Annotated in this window: 14 protein-coding genes and 1 tRNA gene; 11 read left to right on the top strand and 4 right to left on the bottom strand. The window is 63.4% G+C overall.

From position 1 onward, the window contains the following. Positions 1 to 93: 93 nt before the first annotated feature. Both mtnA and DL86_RS15840 read right to left on the bottom strand, forming a co-directional pair. Entirely contained in the window at positions 94 to 1,215 is a 1,122-nt protein-coding gene (mtnA, locus tag DL86_RS15845) for an S-methyl-5-thioribose-1-phosphate isomerase (RefSeq protein ID WP_036263463.1), read from the bottom strand. A gap of 218 nt (positions 1,216 to 1,433) precedes the next feature. Next, positions 1,434 to 1,694 (bottom strand): hypothetical protein, encoded by a 261-nt coding sequence (locus tag DL86_RS15840; protein ID WP_036263461.1) that lies wholly within the window; start codon positions 1,692 to 1,694, stop codon positions 1,434 to 1,436. A gap of 162 nt (positions 1,695 to 1,856) precedes the next feature. Here DL86_RS15840 and DL86_RS15835 point away from each other — a divergent pair, with 162 nt between their 5' ends. Beyond that, positions 1,857 to 2,876: a hypothetical protein gene (locus DL86_RS15835; RefSeq protein ID WP_036263459.1), complete on the top strand. Its 1,020-nt coding sequence runs from the start codon at positions 1,857 to 1,859 to the stop codon at positions 2,874 to 2,876. A gap of 45 nt (positions 2,877 to 2,921) precedes the next feature. On the opposite strand, the gene DL86_RS15830 is transcribed toward DL86_RS15835, so the two are convergent. Together DL86_RS15830 and DL86_RS15825 are read right to left on the bottom strand one after the other, a co-directional pair. After that, positions 2,922 to 3,743 (bottom strand): dimethylarginine dimethylaminohydrolase family protein, encoded by an 822-nt coding sequence (locus DL86_RS15830; RefSeq protein ID WP_036263457.1) that lies wholly within the window; start codon positions 3,741 to 3,743, stop codon positions 2,922 to 2,924. Positions 3,744 to 4,173: 430 nt separating this feature from the next. Next, positions 4,174 to 4,250 (bottom strand) — tRNA-His (locus DL86_RS15825). Between the two features lie 406 nt (positions 4,251 to 4,656). Between DL86_RS15825 and DL86_RS18890 the strand changes: the two genes are divergently transcribed. The 10 genes from DL86_RS18890 (at position 4,657) to murD (ending at position 17,388) form a co-directional block, all read left to right on the top strand. Further along, complete coding sequence (locus DL86_RS18890; RefSeq protein ID WP_051953580.1) at positions 4,657 to 7,440, top strand: sensor histidine kinase; 2,784 nt, start codon at positions 4,657 to 4,659, stop codon at positions 7,438 to 7,440. A gap of 131 nt (positions 7,441 to 7,571) precedes the next feature. Beyond that, entirely contained in the window at positions 7,572 to 7,745 is a 174-nt protein-coding gene (locus DL86_RS20325) for a hypothetical protein (RefSeq protein WP_202899220.1), read from the top strand. A gap of 450 nt (positions 7,746 to 8,195) precedes the next feature. Further along, positions 8,196 to 8,690: a division/cell wall cluster transcriptional repressor MraZ gene (locus DL86_RS15815; RefSeq protein ID WP_036263456.1), complete on the top strand. Its 495-nt coding sequence runs from the start codon at positions 8,196 to 8,198 to the stop codon at positions 8,688 to 8,690. Continuing rightward, positions 8,687 to 9,757 (top strand): 16S rRNA (cytosine(1402)-N(4))-methyltransferase RsmH, encoded by a 1,071-nt coding sequence (rsmH, locus tag DL86_RS15810; protein ID WP_036263454.1) that lies wholly within the window; start codon positions 8,687 to 8,689, stop codon positions 9,755 to 9,757. Before DL86_RS15815 ends, rsmH begins: the two co-directional genes overlap by 4 nt. Position 9,758: 1 nt before the next feature. Then, complete coding sequence (ftsL, locus tag DL86_RS15805; protein WP_036263453.1) at positions 9,759 to 10,151, top strand: cell division protein FtsL; 393 nt, start codon at positions 9,759 to 9,761, stop codon at positions 10,149 to 10,151. Positions 10,152 to 10,163: 12 nt separating this feature from the next. Next, complete coding sequence (locus DL86_RS15800) at positions 10,164 to 11,966, top strand: peptidoglycan D,D-transpeptidase FtsI family protein (protein WP_084572971.1); 1,803 nt, start codon at positions 10,164 to 10,166, stop codon at positions 11,964 to 11,966. Next, the gene (locus tag DL86_RS15795; protein WP_036263451.1) at positions 11,966 to 13,423 is read left to right on the top strand and encodes a UDP-N-acetylmuramoyl-L-alanyl-D-glutamate--2,6-diaminopimelate ligase; all 1,458 of its coding nucleotides are present in this window, start codon (positions 11,966 to 11,968) and stop codon (positions 13,421 to 13,423) included. Before DL86_RS15800 ends, DL86_RS15795 begins: the two co-directional genes overlap by 1 nt. Continuing rightward, positions 13,420 to 14,907, top strand: coding sequence for a UDP-N-acetylmuramoylalanyl-D-glutamyl-2,6-diaminopimelate--D-alanyl-D-alanine ligase (locus DL86_RS15790; RefSeq protein WP_051953578.1), 1,488 nt, complete (start codon positions 13,420 to 13,422; stop codon positions 14,905 to 14,907). The genes DL86_RS15795 and DL86_RS15790 overlap by 4 nt, the downstream gene beginning before the upstream one ends. A 1-nt stretch (position 14,908) precedes the next feature. After that, on the top strand, positions 14,909 to 15,991 hold the full coding sequence (mraY, locus tag DL86_RS15785) for a phospho-N-acetylmuramoyl-pentapeptide-transferase (RefSeq protein ID WP_036263450.1): 1,083 nt from the start codon (positions 14,909 to 14,911) through the stop codon (positions 15,989 to 15,991). A 2-nt stretch (positions 15,992 to 15,993) separates the two neighbouring features. Continuing rightward, positions 15,994 to 17,388: a UDP-N-acetylmuramoyl-L-alanine--D-glutamate ligase gene (murD, locus tag DL86_RS15780; protein ID WP_036263448.1), complete on the top strand. Its 1,395-nt coding sequence runs from the start codon at positions 15,994 to 15,996 to the stop codon at positions 17,386 to 17,388. Positions 17,389 to 17,396: the final 8 nt, after the last annotated feature.

Raw genomic sequence — 17,396 nt, 5'->3', positions numbered from 1 at the left:
AGAGTCTGAGTATATTCTCGCCGAACAGATTGAACCAATCTGTTCGGAATAGGCTCCAGAGTTTGATCCCAAGAGGTTGCTGCTTTCTTGGGATCAGATCATCCTGCTCTCGCCTGGGCGCGCCACCCGTTCGGGAAAGGCTTTCGCGAGCGCGCTTCGGTTGGCCTCGATGACGCCGCGCTCGGTGATGAGACCTGTGACAAGGCGGGCAGGGGTCACGTCGAACGCGGGATTATGCGCGGCGCTCCCCGCAGGCGTCAGGCGCACGACCTCGATGCGCCCATCCTCGCCGCACCCGGCGATATGGGTGACTTCCTCCGGCGAGCGCGTCTCTATCGGCGCCTCGGCGACGCCGTCGCCGATCGCGAAATCAATTGAAGGCGAGGGAGCGGCGACGAAAAACGGCACGCCATTATCCTTTGCCGCCAGAGCCTTCAAATACGTGCCGATCTTGTTGCAGACATCGCCCGAGGCCGTGGTGCGATCGGTCCCGACGATGACGAGATCGACCTTGCCGTGCTGCATCAAATGCCCGCCCGCATTATCGACGATGATCGTGTGGGGCACGCCATGCTGCTTGAGCTCCCAGGCGGTCAGCGAGGCGCCTTGATTGCGCGGGCGCGTTTCGTCGACCCATATATGCAGAGCCATGCCGGCCTCATGCGCTTTGTAGATCGGCGCCGTCGCGGTGCCCCAGTCGACCGTCGCCAGCCAGCCGGCGTTGCAATGGGTGAGAATATTGATCGGACCGCCGTCCTTGCGCTTTGCCGCGGCGGCTTCGATGAGGCAAAGCCCATGATCGCCGATCGCCTCGCAAAGCGCGATATCTTCTTGGGCGATGGAGGAGGCATGGGCGAAGCCGGCGGCGGCGCGCTCTGCGGGTGGCAAGGCCGAAAGGCGGCAGCGCATGGACTCCAGCGCCCATTGCAGATTGACGGCAGTCGGCCGGGTCGCCTTGAGCAACGCGCAAGCAGCCTCAAGATTGGCGGTCGACGGGTCCGACCGCATAGCGAGCGCGACGCCATAAGCCGCCGTCACGCCAATCAATGGCGCGCCGCGCACCTGCATGTCGGCGATCGCTCGGGCGGCGGCGGGCGCATCGGCGATCGAGACGATTTCAAAATGATGCGGCAATCGCGTCTGATCGATGATCTTGATGCTGGCGCCGTCAGCCTCCGCCCAAATCGTCGTAAAAGCCTTTCCCTCGACACGCATCAATCCGCTCCCTCGCGCCCACTCATGGCTTTAGAGCAAGTCGGCGGCCAATGGGAGCGCGTTCGACGCGGAAAGTTGGACGATCTAGCGGGCCCCCCCGATCAAATGGACTCATCTGATCGAACAGGAGCTGCTCAGATTTCAATGAGTTGAGCCGTTACTGATCGAAAAGACGGATCAGCCTGTTAGAATCGGCGGCCGTTGCGCTGAAAAACCCGCTAGCAATTGGCGCAGATGCTCCGCTCCAATAGGCCGTCCTTTTTCTGGATTTGGCGGTCGAGCTCGGTCATGCCGCTATCCTGGGGAACGCCTGGGTGCGGAACCGTTTTTCCCGTAGCGGTCAGATTATGTTCGTTCAGCAGGCCGGCAGCGCTCTTCTCGCCGGAGGGCAAGGCTTCGAACCCCCCGCCTTGAGCGAGAACAGGCGCGGTCCCGATGGCCGATATGAACAACAGAGCCATCCATTTGGTCTTGACCATAGCCGCCTCCCCCCTTTTGCCGTCGACAACGTCGCCGAGGCGGATAAGTTTCCGATCGCGGTCCTGATAAAAGCCGCAGCGAGCGCTAGGGCGCCGTTAACGCGGGATTAATCAAACCTGGACGACAAAGGGGTTAACGGAAACCGATCGTGGAGAATTCGCGTGGATCATTCCGCCGAGAGCGCCGATTCTGGAGCCGAGCCCGGAAAGGGCGGTCGCGACGACGCCTCGTCCGCGACGCCGAACGAGAATTTGCCGGCGACGCGCGGCCAGGGTCAAAGTAAAGCCCAGGGCTCGAAACAGGCTGCCGAAGCGCTCTTCGCGATGGAGCCCTTCTTCGACAGAGGCGACTCCCGCGAGGCTGACGCGCCGCGCTCAAGGAGCAGGACGGGCTTCGCTTATGGTTCGCATTTGGCTCTGGCTGTCTGCGTTCTTGGCTTTGCTTGGGCCGCGGGATCCTACATGTTCCGCTCCGGAGCGCCGGAGGCCAGCCTGAAGACAGCGTCGACGCAAGCTGTTCCCTCGCAAGAGAGCGTGGAGCGCGCCGAGATCTTGCGCACAACGCAAAAGTTGGCCGAGGACGTGCGCGTGCTGGCGAGCAATGTCGAAGCCTTGCGCACCTCCCTCGCGCAAACCCAGAACGCTCTCAACCAGACCGCGCCAAATCAGCGCGTCTTCGAGAAGAGTCTGGACGGACTGAAGACAAGGTTCGATGCGGCGAAGACGGAGACCAGCGCCTCGATCGCCGAGCTGGCGAACAAAGTCGAGCGCATGCAGCACGAGCCCACAGCCAAGCTCCAGCAGATGGTCGACCGGCTTGAACGCATCGAACGGCAGACCGCCGCGCCGGCGGCGGCGAGCCCCGCTCCAGCCGTCTCGGCGCTTGCGAAGGCCGCATCTTCGGTTCGCCCTCAACTGGACTTGGGACAGGTGAAGTCGCTGCTCGATTCAGCGGCCGGACCGGGGCCGAAAAAGCCGCAGTTGATCACAAGCTGGGTCGTGCGCGATGTCTATGACGGCATTGCGCTGGTCGAGAACGCGCATGGCTCCTTGGAGGTGGCTCTTGGGGAGGTCATTCCCGGCGCAGGGACGGTGAAATCGATTGAACGGCGCGGCGCGGGCTGGATCGTCATCACCAGTCGAGGCCTCGTCGATTCCGCGCGCGGTCCCTATCTTCCCTGAAAAAGGCGTCGGCGGGAAATGTTGCCGAAATAGGACCGCGCCTTTCTAGATCTCGACCAACTTAAGCGTCAGGCACTTGGCCGCGCCGCCAGCCTTCATGAACTCAGACAAAGGCGTGATCACGGGCGTAAAGCCGGCGCTGCGCAAACGGCTCCGCAAATTTTCGGATGCGTCATTCATTAACACAAAGCCGTCAAGATCGACGGCGTTGCAGCAGAATTTCAGGGCGTCGGCTTCCTCAACCGCGATGCGCTTGTCTTTCGGGACCAGCACTTCAATTAAGGCGCGCGATTTTTCATCGAAGGCCGCCGGAAAATACAACAAATAGCCGCCCGCTAAAGGACACAGGCAGGTGTCGAGATGATAAAAGCGCGGGTCGATCAGAGTCAAAGCCGCCGTTTTGCGGTCCAGCAGCCTTTCCAATAGCGCGGGCACGGCGGCGTCCGAGCGGAAGCCGTGACCGACCCACAGCAATTCCCGCCCGCGATCAGACAAGGCATCGCCCGCTCCTTCAAATGGGACCTCCGGCGGCCAGTCCAAAATCTCAAATCCATTTTCCGTGAACCAGGCGCGGTGATGCGGCTCTTCCCCCTGTCTTTCGACGCTGCGGAACCGGCTGACGATGACCTTCTTGCCCAAAACGAGGCCTGCATTCGCCGTGAAAACAATATCCGGCAAATCTTGTCGCGGCGGCTCCAACACCACTTTCGCATGAAGTTCTATCGCATTTCGCAAGTCATTCCATTGCCGATGGGCCAAGGCATCGTCGGTGTTTGCAAACTGCCCCTCCATCCAGGGATTGATGACGTAAACGACCTCGAAGTGATCGGGAGGGCACATAAGGATAGTCTGCGGAACTGCTGTCATAGAATCCGAGCCATTCAATTGTGGGACATATTGTCCGGAGCGACAGATTGCGTTGATCCGCCCTCATGCTCAAGTGATCTTGGTCATGGCGTTCCAGCCGGGACTTCCTTCCCGAGGCGGAAGTTCTGTGCTGGCGCATTGAGGGCCATGTCGGGGAAGCTAACGGGGCGCAGGCGCAGCAGGCGCTCGACCTAGTGTTACAGCGCATCGGCCGAGAACCGCGTCCTCAGCGCTTAAACCATTGGCCTAGGCGCAAAGCTGACCGAGGCGCAGCGCGGCGCGCCGCCGCTGGATTGCGCATGGCGACCTAAAATGAAGGTGGTGCGTTTGAAGGCCGCTCATTTCCCGCCGAAGCGATGGCAGGCGGCGACAAGGGCGCTTCTATAGGCGCCGCGCCAAATCGGATTGATATCTAAGTCATTGTTTTTATTGGTACCGCCACCCCGGCTCGAACGGGGGACCTCTAGATCCACAATCTAGCGCTCTAACCAACTGAGCTATGGCGGCGCGTTCGATAGGCGCCGGAACCTAAAAGGATCGGGCGGGGATTGCAAGACCTCCATTGCAAGCCTGCGACGCAAGGCGTGAATCGTTGAGACCTGGTGCATTGTGGCGGCGTCCGCCAGCTGAGCGCCGTCGAGGCGGCTCTCGCCAGGGGGCCGTTTGTGGCCGCCTCGGGACACAATAGGGTTAAGGATAGATTGATCAAATTGCCGGGAGTCCGATCCTGGCGATAGACCTTCCGTCGATCCGCCGTTAGGATTTTGTTAAAGCGCGCTGGATCTGGGGCCTTGCTCCCAAAGAATAGACCGTTTTCGAACGCAATCCGCGCCGGTTCGCGTTAAGGAAATGCGCCGAGACAAGCATTCTGGGGCCAGAGCTGCGCTCTAGGAGTCGAGAAGCCCGAGGCGGCATGAGTGAGTTTTGCTTTGCTCCCGGCCTGACCGGGAAAGAGATCGCCAAAGCTCTGCGCAGCTTGTCGCCGAGGCTTGCCGACGACGCGCCCGTTTTTGCCTCCGGTGGGCCGCATGGCGCGCAACCGGGGGGCGCGGTTTTCGCCAGCGTGAGCTTGCTGCGGCTGTTTGGCGCGCACACTCTCGAGGATCTGTCCGCCCGAGTTTTCGGCGGGCGCGACCCTGGCTCCACACGGCTCGCCGAACTTGCCGCGACCCTTCCGCTCGACGCCGCGCCGCGTTTCGAAAAACTGCGCTTTTTCTTAGGGCCCGCGACACAGAGCATCACCTTTTTGTGCCGGCGGGTCCGTTGTGAGGGCGCCGCGCCGCTCTTTGTCGCCGCGGCGGTCGATGTTTCGGCTGCCTTTGGCGATGGCGCCGTTCTCGCTTCCTTCCTTGCCTCGTTTGCCCCGTCGCCGCCTCTCGTTGCGGCCGAGGTCACCTCGCCGCCTTTGCCCCAGCCGCGCGACGCGGAGGAAGTCCGCGCCGCGCTAACGCAAAGCCTCAAAGAAACGGGGCCGATCCGGTTTCTTTGGCGCACGGACGCGCGCGACCGGTTTGTCGAAGTCACCGCGCCGCTGGCGCGCGTCGTCGGCGCCGCGGCGGCCGATCTTCTCGGATGCGACTTTGGCGAGGTGGCGCGAGGCTTCCAGGGCGATCAGGGCGAGCCTCTTGCGCAAATATTGGCGCGCAGGCAGAGCTGGAGCGGAGTCGAAATCCAATGGCCGATCGCCGGCGCGGCGGCGACTGTTCCGGTTGTTCTTGGCGCGGCGCCAAGCTTTGACCAGGATCGCGCCTTTGCAGGCTATCGTGGGTTCGGCCTCATCGATCTTGAGCGGATCGCGCCTGCGAGGCCAGACTTTGGCCAAAATTCGAGCCAGCCCGGCGGAGAGAGCGACGGAATGCGGCCGGCGGCAAAGCCGCTCGACAGGCCGGAGCGCATGCCCGTCGCGGGGGAGGCGACCAATATTATCGCTTTGCGCCCTCTTGCCGCGAATCAGAACGCAGCGGCGCAGCGCGGCGACGATCCCTCCACGGCGACATTGGCATTGACGTTGGACGAGCAAAACGCCTTCCATGCCATTGCGTTTTCGCTGGGCGCCAAGCTGACGGATCAGGAGGGCCAACGAGGGCGGGCGCCGGGCGAGGAGAGCGGGTTTGCGCCGGAGAGGGCCAACATCGGCGCGGCTGGCGCCGCGCGCCCCGTAGGGCCGCCGGAGACGTCCGTCGTCGGAACTGGGGCGGCCGGGGTCGTCGTTGACAACCGGGACATGTTCCAGGAAATCGTCGATCTCTTGCCGATCGGGATCCTTGTTTGCCGCGATCGCGCGCCGGTTTTCGCCAATCGCTTCCTGCTCGATCTGCTCGGCTATGCCGATCTCGGCCTCGCGACTGCCGCCGGCGCTTTGGAGCGGATCGTCAACGGCATGGCGCGGCGCGCCGTCCAAGGCGAGAGCGTCGCGTTGCGCGACGGAGCGGGAAATCCCATTTCCTTGCGCGCCGATCGCCAGACGATCGATTGGGGCCGGCAGAATGCGGAACTCGTGACTTTGCGGCCAGTCGGCGGGACGAGCCTCGAAGCGGAGCGCCGCCGCGCCGAGAGCGAAGCCCGCGAGCTCAACGCAATTTTGGACACCGCGATGGACGGCGTCGCCGTGCTCGACCTGCAAGGGCGCATCGTGACGCTGAACCGATCCGGCGAGGCTCTTTTCGGTTATGATCAGAGCGAGGTCGCCGGAGAGCCCTTCGCCATGCTGATCGCGCCCGAAAGCCGGAGCCGCGCGCAGGATTATTTCGAAGGGCTGAAATCAAACGGCGTCGTCAGCCTCCTCAATGATGGGCGCGAGATCATGGGCCTCGCGCGCCAAGGCGGCGCCATTCCGCTGTTCGTGACGCTCGGCCGGATCAGCGCCGGAGATCCGTGGGATTGCGGCCCCGAACAGGAGAAGGAGGTTCGGTTTTGCGCGCTTTTGCGCGACATGACGCATTGGAAAAAGGTCGAACGCGAGCTCGACGAGGCGCGCCGGGCGGCCGAACGCGCGAGCGCCTTGAAATCGGATTTCCTGGCCAAGGTCAGTCACGAGATCAGGACCCCGCTGAATGCGATCCTTGGCTTTGCCGAGGTCATCATGGATGAGCGCTTCGGTCCGATCGGCAATGAGCGCTACAAGGACTATCTTAAGGATATCCATAGTTCGGGCGCGCTGGTGATGAGCCTCGTCAATGATTTGCTCGATCTCTCGAAGATCGAGGCGGGCAAGATGGAGCTCGACTTCGCCTTGGTCGATGCCAATCGCATCGTCTCCGAATGCGTCTCGATCATGCAGCCGCTGGCCAGCCGCGAGCGCGTCATCTTGCGGCTGTCGTTGGCGGCCGGGTTGCCGCATGTCGTGGCGGACGAACGCTCGCTGCGCCAGATCGTCCTCAATCTCCTGTCAAATGCGGTGAAGTTCAATCAGCCTGGCGGTCAGGTCATCGTCGCCACCGCTCTCACCGAATCCGGGCATGCGGTGCTTCGCATTCGCGACACCGGCGTCGGCATGTCCGAGGACGAAATCGAAATCGCCATCGAGCCGTTCCGGCAGCTCGCAACATCGCGGCCGTCCGGCGGCACCGGGCTAGGGCTTCCTCTGACCAAGGCCCTGGTCGAGGCCAATCGCGCCTTCTTCTCGATTAAAAGCAAGAAGCACGAAGGGACCCTGGTCGAGGTCGCCTTTCCTCCGGCGCGGGTGTTGGCGAAATAGATCGCCGTCCCGGACGCCCTTTGCCTAGCGGTCTCTCAGCGCCTTGCCGCGTCGAACTTCGATTGAGCGTCGAGGAACGCTGAACGAGGATCTCCGTTGTCCAGGCTTCCAGGGACGCGGAGAATTTAGCGATGACGGTCAAAGAGAAGCCTAAGACCAAAGAAAAACCAAAATCGCCAAAGGATCAAGAAGCGCGGCTCGAAGAGGAGTTGGAGGACTCTTTTCCGGCCAGCGATCCGCCATCATCGACGCAGCCGGCGACGAGCCCCGGCTCGCCCGATCACGAGCGCCGCAAGGAGAAATAGGGGCGAGCCTGCCTTATCGCGGGCATAAATCGCGGCGAGGCCGTTTGCGCGCATTCACTCTAGGTGCGCGGCGCTCCAGCATCTGGCGCGCCGCCGATGCGCGTCCATCGAGCGCGCGCATCTGATCGGAAGCGCTCCAGATCCCCCTAAGAGCCGGTCTTGGCGGCTTTGCCAGTTCAGTCCGGTTCGGGGAGCGAGGCCTTGGCGCCTCGCGGGGGCGCTCTAGCCAAAGCAGGACATTCCCCCGCTGCGAACGTAGCCGGCGCGCCGCTGCATGGACGCGTCTCGACGGATTCCAGCCGTGGATGCCCGGGGATTCACATTGACCCCCATAATATCCCATGCTATCCCAAATTGTCCCGTTTCGGTTTGCGCGACGTTAATCCATGCGACGCACGCGCGGCCCTTTGCGGTCTGACCGCACAGGGCCGGAGAGGTCGGGGTTGGGGAGTGGACGGATTTGTCTCGCATTGCACCAACCGGCTTGACGCCAAGGGGCGGGTGTCGATTCCGGCCTCGTTTCGGGCGGCGCTGGCGCGAGATGGATTCGAAGGTCTTTACGTTCATCCCTCGATCGATCAGGAGGCGCTCGATTGTGGCGGCCACGCCCTTTTGCGGGAAATCCACGATCTTCTCGGCAGGCTCTCCCCTTATTCGGAAGAGCGCGATTTATTTTCGACAGCACTTATTGGCACCAGCGAGATTTTAAAAGTTGATTCGGAGGGGCGCGTGATCCTGACGGAAAGCCTCAAGGCCTATGCGATGATCGAGACCGAGGTCACTTTCGTCGGCCACGGCCACAAGTTTCAGATCTGGGAGCCGAGCCGTTTTCGCGTGCATCTGGAGGAGGCCAGAACCCGGGTGCGCGACTTGCGAAAACAGCTCAGCGCCAGACACGCGACGCCGGACACGCCGCCGCCGCGACCACATGGAGCACGGGAATGACATCGGGTCGCGGCGATGAGGATCATCTCGCCGCTGGCGGACCGGCCCGGCACGTTCCCGTGCTTCGTGAGGAAGTCATGCACGCGCTCGACCCGCGCCAGGGCGGCCTTTATCTCGACGCCACCTTCGGCGCCGGCGGCTATGCGCGCGCCATTCTTGCAACGCCCGCGACGCGCGTCTTGGCGCTCGACCGCGATCCCGTGGCCATAGCCGAAGGCGCCGAACTCGTCCGGCGGGCGCAAGGGCGTCTTTATCTCGCGCAGGAGCGCTTTTCCAACCTTGCCGAGGCGGCCAGGCAGCGCGGCCTCGCGGATTTCGACGGCGTTGTGCTCGACATCGGCCTGTCTTCGATGCAGGTCGACGACGCCCATCGGGGATTTTCCTTCCGCGCCGAAGGCCCGCTCGATATGCGGATGGACAGCGCCGGGCCAAGCGCCGCCGATCTCGTCAATACCGCCGAGGAAGCGACGCTCGCCGACATTCTCTATTATTTTGGCGAGGAGCGCGCGTCCCGCCGCATTGCGCGGGCGATTGTCGTCGATCGCGCCAAGGCGCCCTTCACCTCGACCGCGGCCCTCGCGGCGATGATCGCGCGGGTGGCGCCGGCCAAGCCAGGCGAAATGCACGCCGCGACGCGCACCTTCCAGGCGTTGCGCATAGCGATCAATGATGAACTCGGCGAACTCGTCCAAGCGCTCGGCGCCGCCGAGGCGATTTTGAAGCCGGGCGGGCGGCTCGCCGTCGTCACCTTCCATTCGCTCGAGGACCGGATCGTCAAGCATTTTTTCTTGGCGCGTTCGGGGCGTGGCCAGGCGCCCTCGCGTCGGTTGCCGGGGGAGCCAGATTCGCCGGCGCCGACCTTCGTTCTGCCGGGCAAGCAGCCGATCCTTCCTTCGCTCGCCGAAGTCGCCGCCAATCCAAGGGCGCGCTCGGCCAAGCTTCGCCATGGCGTGCGCACGAGCGCCAAAGCGCGGACTCTAGAAGACAATCTGTTGGCGCTCGCGAGGCTTCCCCAACGCAAGGTCGCCCAACGCAAGCCTGCCCAACGCAAACTTGGAGGGCGTTGACATGGTGCGGTTTTTGAACGTTCTAGCGGTTGCGGCGCTGATCGGTTCGGTGATCTACGTCTATACGATCAAATATGAGACGATCTTCCATGCGGAGAGGATCGTTAAGCTGAAGCATGAGATCAAGGCCGAGCAGGATCAGGTTGGCATATTGCGCGCCGAATGGGCGCATCTGACGCGGCCCGAGCGCATCCAGGCGCTGGCCGATAAGCTTCTCGACCTGCGCCCGATCGCTATGAGCCAGATTGTCAGCGCCGACGCCTTGCCCGCCTCGGCGCCGAAAATCGACTCGATTGGGCGTAAGCTTGAAGCGCTTGGGTTGACCGAGCCGACCAATACGCCGCGCGAGGGCAATGCCGCGCGCCCGACCACGCCATCTCCCTCAGCAAGATGAAGACCTGATCCAATGAACGAGGGTTTCGACGCCAAGCTGAAAGCCAATGCCAGCGCCGGGCGGGGCGAACGCAGCCGCGGCAGCTATCTTAAAGGCATTTTCTCCGGCGTGTTCTCGACCAGGCTCGACAAGAGCCCGAGCCGGATGAAGCTCGTCGCCTTCGCCTTTTTCGTCGTCTATGGAATCATCGCCGGCAAGCTTATCCTTTTCGGATTGCGGCCGGAGGCGCCTCAAGGCATCAAGCGCGCCGGCGCCGATGCGATCGCCGCCTCGCGTCCCGATATTCTCGATCGCAATGGCGAAGTTCTGGCGACCGACATCAAGGTCATGTCGGTTTTCGCCGAACCGAGGCGCATCATCGATAAGGACGAAGCCGTCGAGCTTCTCACCGCCGTGCTTCCCGATGTCGATGCGCGCGAATTGCGCGCGCGTCTTGGCTCGCGCAAAGGGTTCGTATGGGTCAAGCGCGCGATCACGCCGAAGCAACAGCAGGAGGTCCATCGCTTAGGGCTCCCCGGCGTCGGGTTCATGCCGGAAAACAAGAGGGTCTATCCCAATGGCCCGCTGGCCGCCCATGTTCTGGGGTTTGCGAACCTTGATGGCGTCGGCATTTCGGGGCTTGAAAAATATATCGATGGCCAGGGCCTCGCGGATCTGCATGGCGCCGGTTTCAGCCTGACGCCGCAGGATTTGAAGCCGATCGCCACGTCGCTCGATCTCAAGGCGACCTATGCGGTTCGCGATGAGCTCGCCAAGGGCATCGCTAAGTTCAAGGCCAAAGCCGGCGCCGCGACCGTCATCGACGTCGATACCGGCGAAATCGTCGCGATGGCCTCCTTGCCCGATTACGATCCGAACACGCCAGCCGATGCGCTCGATCCCCTCCATATCAACCGGCTCTCCGTCGGCGTCTATGAAATGGGCTCGACCTTCAAGGCGCTTTCCGTCGCCATGGCGCTCGATTCGGGCAAGGTCAATCTCAACTCCCGGATCGACGCGCGCGACTCGCTGCGCTATGGCCGCTTCACGATTCACGATTATCATGCCCAGCGCCGTCTCTTGAGCGTGCCCGAGGTGTTCACCTATTCATCGAACATCGGCGTCGCCAAAATGGCTCTGATGATCGGGGTCGAAGGCCACAAGGCGTTCTTGCGAAAGATGGGGCAGCTGACCCGCCTGCGCACCGAGCTGCCCGAGACCGCCGACCCGCTGGTTCCAAGAAACTGGGGCGAGCTGAATACAATGACGATCGCCTTCGGACAGGGCCTCAATGTTGCGCCGATGCAAGCCGTGATGGCGGTTGGCGCGCTGATGAATGGCGGAACGCTGGTGCCGCCGACCTTCCTGAAGCGGACCGAAGCCGAGGCCAAGAAAAACGCGCCGCGCGTCGTCAAGCCGGAAACCTCGGAAGCGATGCGCTATCTGATGCGGCTCAACGCGGAAATCGGAACCGCCAAAATCGCCGACGTCAAAGGCTATTTCGTCGGCGGCAAGACCGGCACGGCGGACAAGATCATCCATGGCCACTATTCGAACGATAGAGTGTTCACGACTTTCATGGCGGTGCTGCCGGCGGACAAACCCAAATATCTGTTCCTGACGCTGATGGACGAACCGCAGGGACTGCCGGAAACCGGCGGATACCGGACCGCTGCCTGGAACGCCGGCGGAGTCACCGGCAAGATCATCGAGCGGATCGGTCCCCTGCTAGGCATTCCGCCGCGCATCGAGCTCCCGACGCAGCCTTTTCCGCTTCTGGCGAAACTCGGCTACGGGATGGCCAATTCGCCGGCGAGCGGCGGAGGCGGGCATTGATGCGGCTCGCCGAACTCTTTCCGCATGAGAGGATTGACGAGCCCTTGGCCGGGCGCGAGGTGACGGGCGTTTGCTGCGACAGCCGGGCGGTCGCGCCGGGCGCGGCGTTTTTCGCTATCCCCGGAGCAAAGGCCGACGGCTTGGGCTTCGCCGAGCAAGCGGCGCGCGCCGGCGCCGTCGCAATCGTCGCCGAACGCGCGCCGCCAACGCCGATCGGGGCGGCCGCCTTCATCAAAGTCCGCGACGTGCGCCGCGCCCTGGCGATCGCCGCCGCGCAAATCCACCCGCGCCAGCCGGAAACGATCGTCGCGATTACGGGGACGAGCGGCAAGACGTCGGTCGCCGATTTCGCGCGCCAGATCTGGGCGGCGCAGGGATTGAACGCCGCCTCGCTCGGCACGCTCGGGATCGTCGCGTCATCGGGCTCGGCTTATGGCGCGCTCACCACGCCGGACCCGGTGTCTCTCCACAAAAGCCTCGACGAGCTCGCCCGAGGCGGGGTCACTCATCTTGCGCTGGAGGCCTCGTCGCATGGCATCTCGCAGCGCCGGCTCGACGGCGTGCGGCTGAAGGCGGGCGCCTTCACCAATCTCTCCCGCGATCACCTCGACTATCATGCGACGCTTGAGGCCTATCTCAGCGCGAAATTGCAGCTGTTCGATCGCCTGCTCGAACCCGGCCAGCCGGCCGTCGTCGACGCCGACAGCGATGTGGCCGATAAAGTCATCGCCGCCTGTCGGGGACGCGGCCTGCAAGTCATCTCGACGGGATTCAAAGGCGAGAGCCTGCGCCTCCTTGATGCGCAGGCCGAAAACTTCTCCACGCGGCTCGCCATCGTCCATGCCGGCGAGACCTTTGCGATCAAGCTTCCGCTGGCCGGCGCATTTCAGGCCGCCAACGCCCTCGTCGCCGCTGGCCTCTGCATCGCGACGGGAAGCCCGGCCGCGGCGGTTTTCGCCAGCCTCGAGCATCTCCAGGGCGCGCTAGGCCGTCTCGAACTCATTGGTCGCCGGTTGGGCGCCCCGGTCTTCGTCGATTATGCCCATAAGCCCGATGCGCTCGACAAGGTCTTGCGGGCGCTGCGTCCCTTCGTGCCAAACAAGCTCATCGTCGTTTTCGGCTGCGGCGGGGACAGGGACGTCGGAAAGCGCCCGATCATGGGTGAGGCGGCGGCGCGCCTCGCCGATCGCGTCATCGTGACCGATGACAATCCCCGCTCGGAAGATCCGGGGTTGATCCGCAAGGAGATCCTCGCTGGCGCGGCGGGTTATGACAATGTTCAGGAGATAGCCGACAGAGCGGCGGCAATTGGGCGGGCCGTGGCCATGCTCGAGGAGGGCGATGGCCTCCTCATTGCCGGAAAGGGTCATGAAACGGGCCAAATCATTGGCGACAGCACATTTCCCTTCTCCGATTCCGACTGCGCCCGAGCGGCATTGAAGGAATATGCCGCATGAGCCAGGTGCAGTTCGCCAATGCCGAGATCAGCGTCATCCCTCGAAGCGAGGCCTTGTGGACCAGCCTCGGCCTCGTCGCGCCACTTGTGGCGCGGGTGAGCGGCGGCGCGCCGCGCGGCGGGGCGGGGGGCATTTCGATCGACACCCGATCGCTGGAGGCGGGCGATCTCTTCTTCGCGATCCAAGGCGACAACAGCGACGGCCACGATTATGTCGCCGCCGCTTTCGCGAAGGGCGCGATGGCCGCCGTCGTCGACGAAGCCCATGCCGATGCGCTCGCCACGCTCGGCCCCCTCTATGTCGTGCGCGACGTTCTGCCTGCTTTGGAGGGCCTTGGCGCGGCGGCGCGACGCCGCACGGCCGCCCGCATCGTCGCGGTGACGGGGTCGGTCGGCAAGACATCGACAAAGGAGGCTTTGCGGCTCGCGCTGGCGCAGGGCGGCGCCGTCCATGCCTCCGTCGCCTCCTACAATAATCATTGGGGCGTGCCGCTGACCTTGGCGCGGATGCCGAAGCAGACCCGGTTCGGAATCTTCGAAATCGGGATGAACCACAAGGACGAGATAACGCCGCTGGCCGCGATGGTGCGTCCCCATGTGGCGATCATCACGACGGTCGCGCCGGTTCATCTCGAACACTTCCACAGCCTCGACGACATCGCCGACGCCAAGGCTGAGATTTTTTCCGGCCTGGCGCCGGGGGGCGTCGCGATCATCCATCGCGACATAGCGCAATACGAACGCCTTCTCGACCACGCCAAAGCATCGCCGGCTGGCCTTGTCGCAAGCTTCGGCGAGCATGAAAGCGCCGACGCAAGACTCGTGAGCGCAGCGCTCGCCTCCGATCACTCGATGGTCGAGGCGGAGATCTGCGGCGTTCGGCTGACCTATCGGCTCGGCGCGCCGGGACGCCATCTCGCGATGAATTCGCTTGCGGTGCTCCTCGCCGCCAAGGCGTTTGGCGTCGATCTCGAGGCCGCGGCCAGAGCGCTCGCCTCTTTTTCCGCCGGCCCCGGACGCGGCCAAAAGCTGACGCTCGAGGCTCAGGACGGGCCCTACGCCTTGATCGACGAAAGCTACAACGCCAACCCCGCGTCGATGCGCGCGGCGCTCGCCCTTGCTGGGGCCTTTCCCTTGTCGGGCAATGGGCGCCGCTTCGCGGTCCTTGGCGACATGCTTGAACTTGGCGAAAGCGCCGGCGCGATGCATGCCGAACTCGCCGCGGACATCGTCGCCAATAAAATCGATCTCGTGTTCGCCGCCGGCCCGCTGATGAAGCGCCTCTTTATGGCCCTGCCGGGGGAATTGCAGGGGGCCTGGCGCGAAAGCGTCGGCGAGCTTGAGCCGATCGTCTGCCCGGCGATTCGAAGCGGCGACATCGTCATCGTCAAAGGCTCGAACGGCAGCCAGATAAGCAAAATCGTCGCCGCTCTGAAGGAGCGCTCACTTTCCGCGAAACCGGCGCAAGCCTCGCAAGGATCTTGAAATGCTGACTTGGCTTGCGGAGTTTGCAGGGGTTTTTCAGCCGCTCAACTTGTTCCGCTACATTACATTCCGGACCGGCGGCGCCACCGCGACGGCGCTGTTTTTCGTGTTCTTCTTTGGGCCTCGCATCATCAAGGCGCTGCGTCTCAAACAGGGCAAGGGCCAGCCGATCCGCGACGACGGCCCGCAGTCGCATCTCCTGACCAAAAAGGGGACGCCGACGATGGGAGGCTTGATGATCCTGTCGGGTCTCATCGTCTCCACTTTGATCTGGGCGAATCTCCGCAATCATTATGTGTGGATCGTGCTTTTCGTCATGATCGGCTTTGGACTGATCGGCTTCTACGACGATTACCTGAAAGTCACGAAGCAAAGCCATGGCGGGTTTTCAGGACGGCGGCGGCTCGCCTTGGAGGTGGCCATCGCGGTTATCGCCTGCGGCGCCATGATGAAGCTCGGGACGGCGCATACGACGGCTCTCGCCTTGCCAGCGATCAATGGCTTCGTCGCCGACCTCGGCCTGTTCTTTCTTATTTTCGGACCTTTCGTGATCGTCGCCGCTGGCAATGCGGTCAATCTGACGGATGGATTGGACGGACTGGCGATCGTGCCGGTGATGATCGCTGCGGGCGCCTTCGGGATGATCGCCTATCTCGCCGGCAATGCGATTTTTTCGAATTATCTCGGGATTAATTTCGTCCCCGGCGCGGGAGAGCTCGCAGTCGTCTGCGGCGGGCTCATTGGGGCTGGCCTCGGCTTCCTCTGGTTCAATGCGCCGCCGGCGCAGATTTTCATGGGCGACACCGGTTCGCTCGCGCTCGGCGGCCTCCTTGGCACCATCGCCGTCGCCGTCAAGCATGAATTCGTCCTGGCGATCGTCGGCGGGCTTTTCGTGCTCGAGACGCTCTCGGTCGTCGTGCAGGTGGCCTCGTTCAAACTCACCGGCAAACGCGTGTTCAAGATGGCGCCGATCCATCACCATTTCGAGCAGCTCGGATGGTCCGAGCCGCAGGTCGTGGTGCGGTTCTGGATCATCGCCTTCGTGCTTGCGCTCATCGGCCTTTCGACCTTGAAGCTGAGGTGACGATGACCCCCGTCACCACCTTCAAGGACAAGAACGTCGCCGTCTTTGGCCTTGGCGGCTCGGGTTTCGCCACCGCGCAGGCGCTCGTCGCCGGCGGCGCCCGGGTCGCTGTCTGGGACGATAATGAGCACGCCCGCGAGAAGGCCCGCGCGGCGGGCCTCAGGATCGAAAATCTCGCGAGCGCCGAATGGCGCGATTTCGCGGCGCTCGTTCTGTCTCCCGGCGTGCCGTTGACCCATCCGGCGCCGCATTGGACGGTTGTGAAGGCCAGGGAAGCGCAAGTCGAAGTCATTGGCGACATCGAATTATTCTGCCGCGAACGCCGGAAAATCGCGCCGAAATCGCGGTTCGCGGCGATCACCGGCACCAATGGCAAATCGACGACGACGGCGCTCGTCGCGCATCTCTTCCGCAGCTTCGGCCTCGCGGTCGAGGTCGGCGGCAATATCGGCACGCCGATCCTCGCTTTGGCGCCGCCCGCGCCAGAGCGCGTCCATGTCATCGAATGCTCGTCGTACCAGATCGATCTCTCCCCTTCGCTCGATCCTTCCGTCGGCATCCTTCTGAACGTCACGCCCGATCATCTCGACCGGCATGGCGCGATGGAGAATTACGCGGCGATCAAGGCGAGGCTGGCGCGGGCGGCCGATCATGCGGTGATCGCAATCGACGACGCCTATACGCTGGCCGTCGCCGAGGAGTTGCGCCGGGCTGGCCGTCCTGTCACCTGCGTTTCGACGACAAAGACCGATCTCGACGACGGCATTGTTCTCGAAGGCTCGCGCCTGATGCGCCACGCCGAAGGGCGGGCCAGCCTGATCGCCGACCTGAAAGGCATCGCCTCGCTGCGCGGCAAGCACAATGGCCAGAACGCCGCCGCCGCCGTCGCTGCGCTTGGCCCCATCGGGCTCGCTCTTGAAGGCGTGCGGAAGGGCCTCGCCACCTTTCCTGGCCTCGCGCATCGTTTGGAGGAGGTCGGACGCAAGGGAAAAGTTCTCTTCATCAACGATTCCAAAGCGACCAACGCCGATGCGGCGGAAAAGGCGCTGTTGTCGTTCGATAAGGTTTTCTGGATCATTGGCGGCCGGGCGAAGCAGGGCGGCATCGAACCCTTGCGGCCGCTGTTCGGCAAGATCGTCAAGGCCTATCTGATAGGCGAGGCCAGCGAGGCCTTCGCCAGCGCCATCGGGGACGCCTTTCCTTACGAGATCTGTGGCGACCTCGAAGCGGCGGTCCCGAAGGCCGGGCGGGATGCGCTGGCGAGCGCGCTGGCGGACCCCGTCGTTCTACTGTCGCCCGCCTGCGCCTCCTTCGATCAATATCCAGACTTCGAGAAGCGCGGCGATCATTTTCGTAAGATCGTCGAAACATTGCCGCCTACGCAAACGCAGGGCTGAGGGGAACG

The sequence above is a fragment of the Methylocapsa aurea genome, assembly GCF_000746085.1.
Lineage (GTDB): Bacteria > Pseudomonadota > Alphaproteobacteria > Rhizobiales > Beijerinckiaceae > Methylocapsa > Methylocapsa aurea.
This window is presented reverse-complemented; position numbering and strand designations above follow the sequence as displayed.

Bases quoted from the DNA above. Each gene is read 5' to 3' on its own strand.
- mtnA (WP_036263463.1), bottom strand. From the start codon at position 1,215: ATGCGTGTCGAGGGAAAGGCTTTTACGACGATTTGGGCGGAGGCTGAC.
- DL86_RS15840 (WP_036263461.1), bottom strand. From the start codon at position 1,694: ATGGTCAAGACCAAATGGATGGCTCTGTTGTTCATATCGGCCATCGGG.
- DL86_RS15830 (WP_036263457.1), bottom strand. From the start codon at position 3,743: ATGACAGCAGTTCCGCAGACTATCCTTATGTGCCCTCCCGATCACTTC.
- DL86_RS18890 (WP_051953580.1), top strand. From the start codon at position 4,657: ATGAGTGAGTTTTGCTTTGCTCCCGGCCTGACCGGGAAAGAGATCGCC.
- DL86_RS20325 (WP_202899220.1), top strand. From the start codon at position 7,572: ATGACGGTCAAAGAGAAGCCTAAGACCAAAGAAAAACCAAAATCGCCA.
- rsmH (WP_036263454.1), top strand. From the start codon at position 8,687: ATGACATCGGGTCGCGGCGATGAGGATCATCTCGCCGCTGGCGGACCG.
- ftsL (WP_036263453.1), top strand. From the start codon at position 9,759: ATGGTGCGGTTTTTGAACGTTCTAGCGGTTGCGGCGCTGATCGGTTCG.
- DL86_RS15800 (WP_084572971.1), top strand. From the start codon at position 10,164: ATGAACGAGGGTTTCGACGCCAAGCTGAAAGCCAATGCCAGCGCCGGG.
- DL86_RS15795 (WP_036263451.1), top strand. From the start codon at position 11,966: ATGCGGCTCGCCGAACTCTTTCCGCATGAGAGGATTGACGAGCCCTTG.
- DL86_RS15790 (WP_051953578.1), top strand. From the start codon at position 13,420: ATGAGCCAGGTGCAGTTCGCCAATGCCGAGATCAGCGTCATCCCTCGA.
- mraY (WP_036263450.1), top strand. From the start codon at position 14,909: ATGCTGACTTGGCTTGCGGAGTTTGCAGGGGTTTTTCAGCCGCTCAAC.
- murD (WP_036263448.1), top strand. From the start codon at position 15,994: ATGACCCCCGTCACCACCTTCAAGGACAAGAACGTCGCCGTCTTTGGC.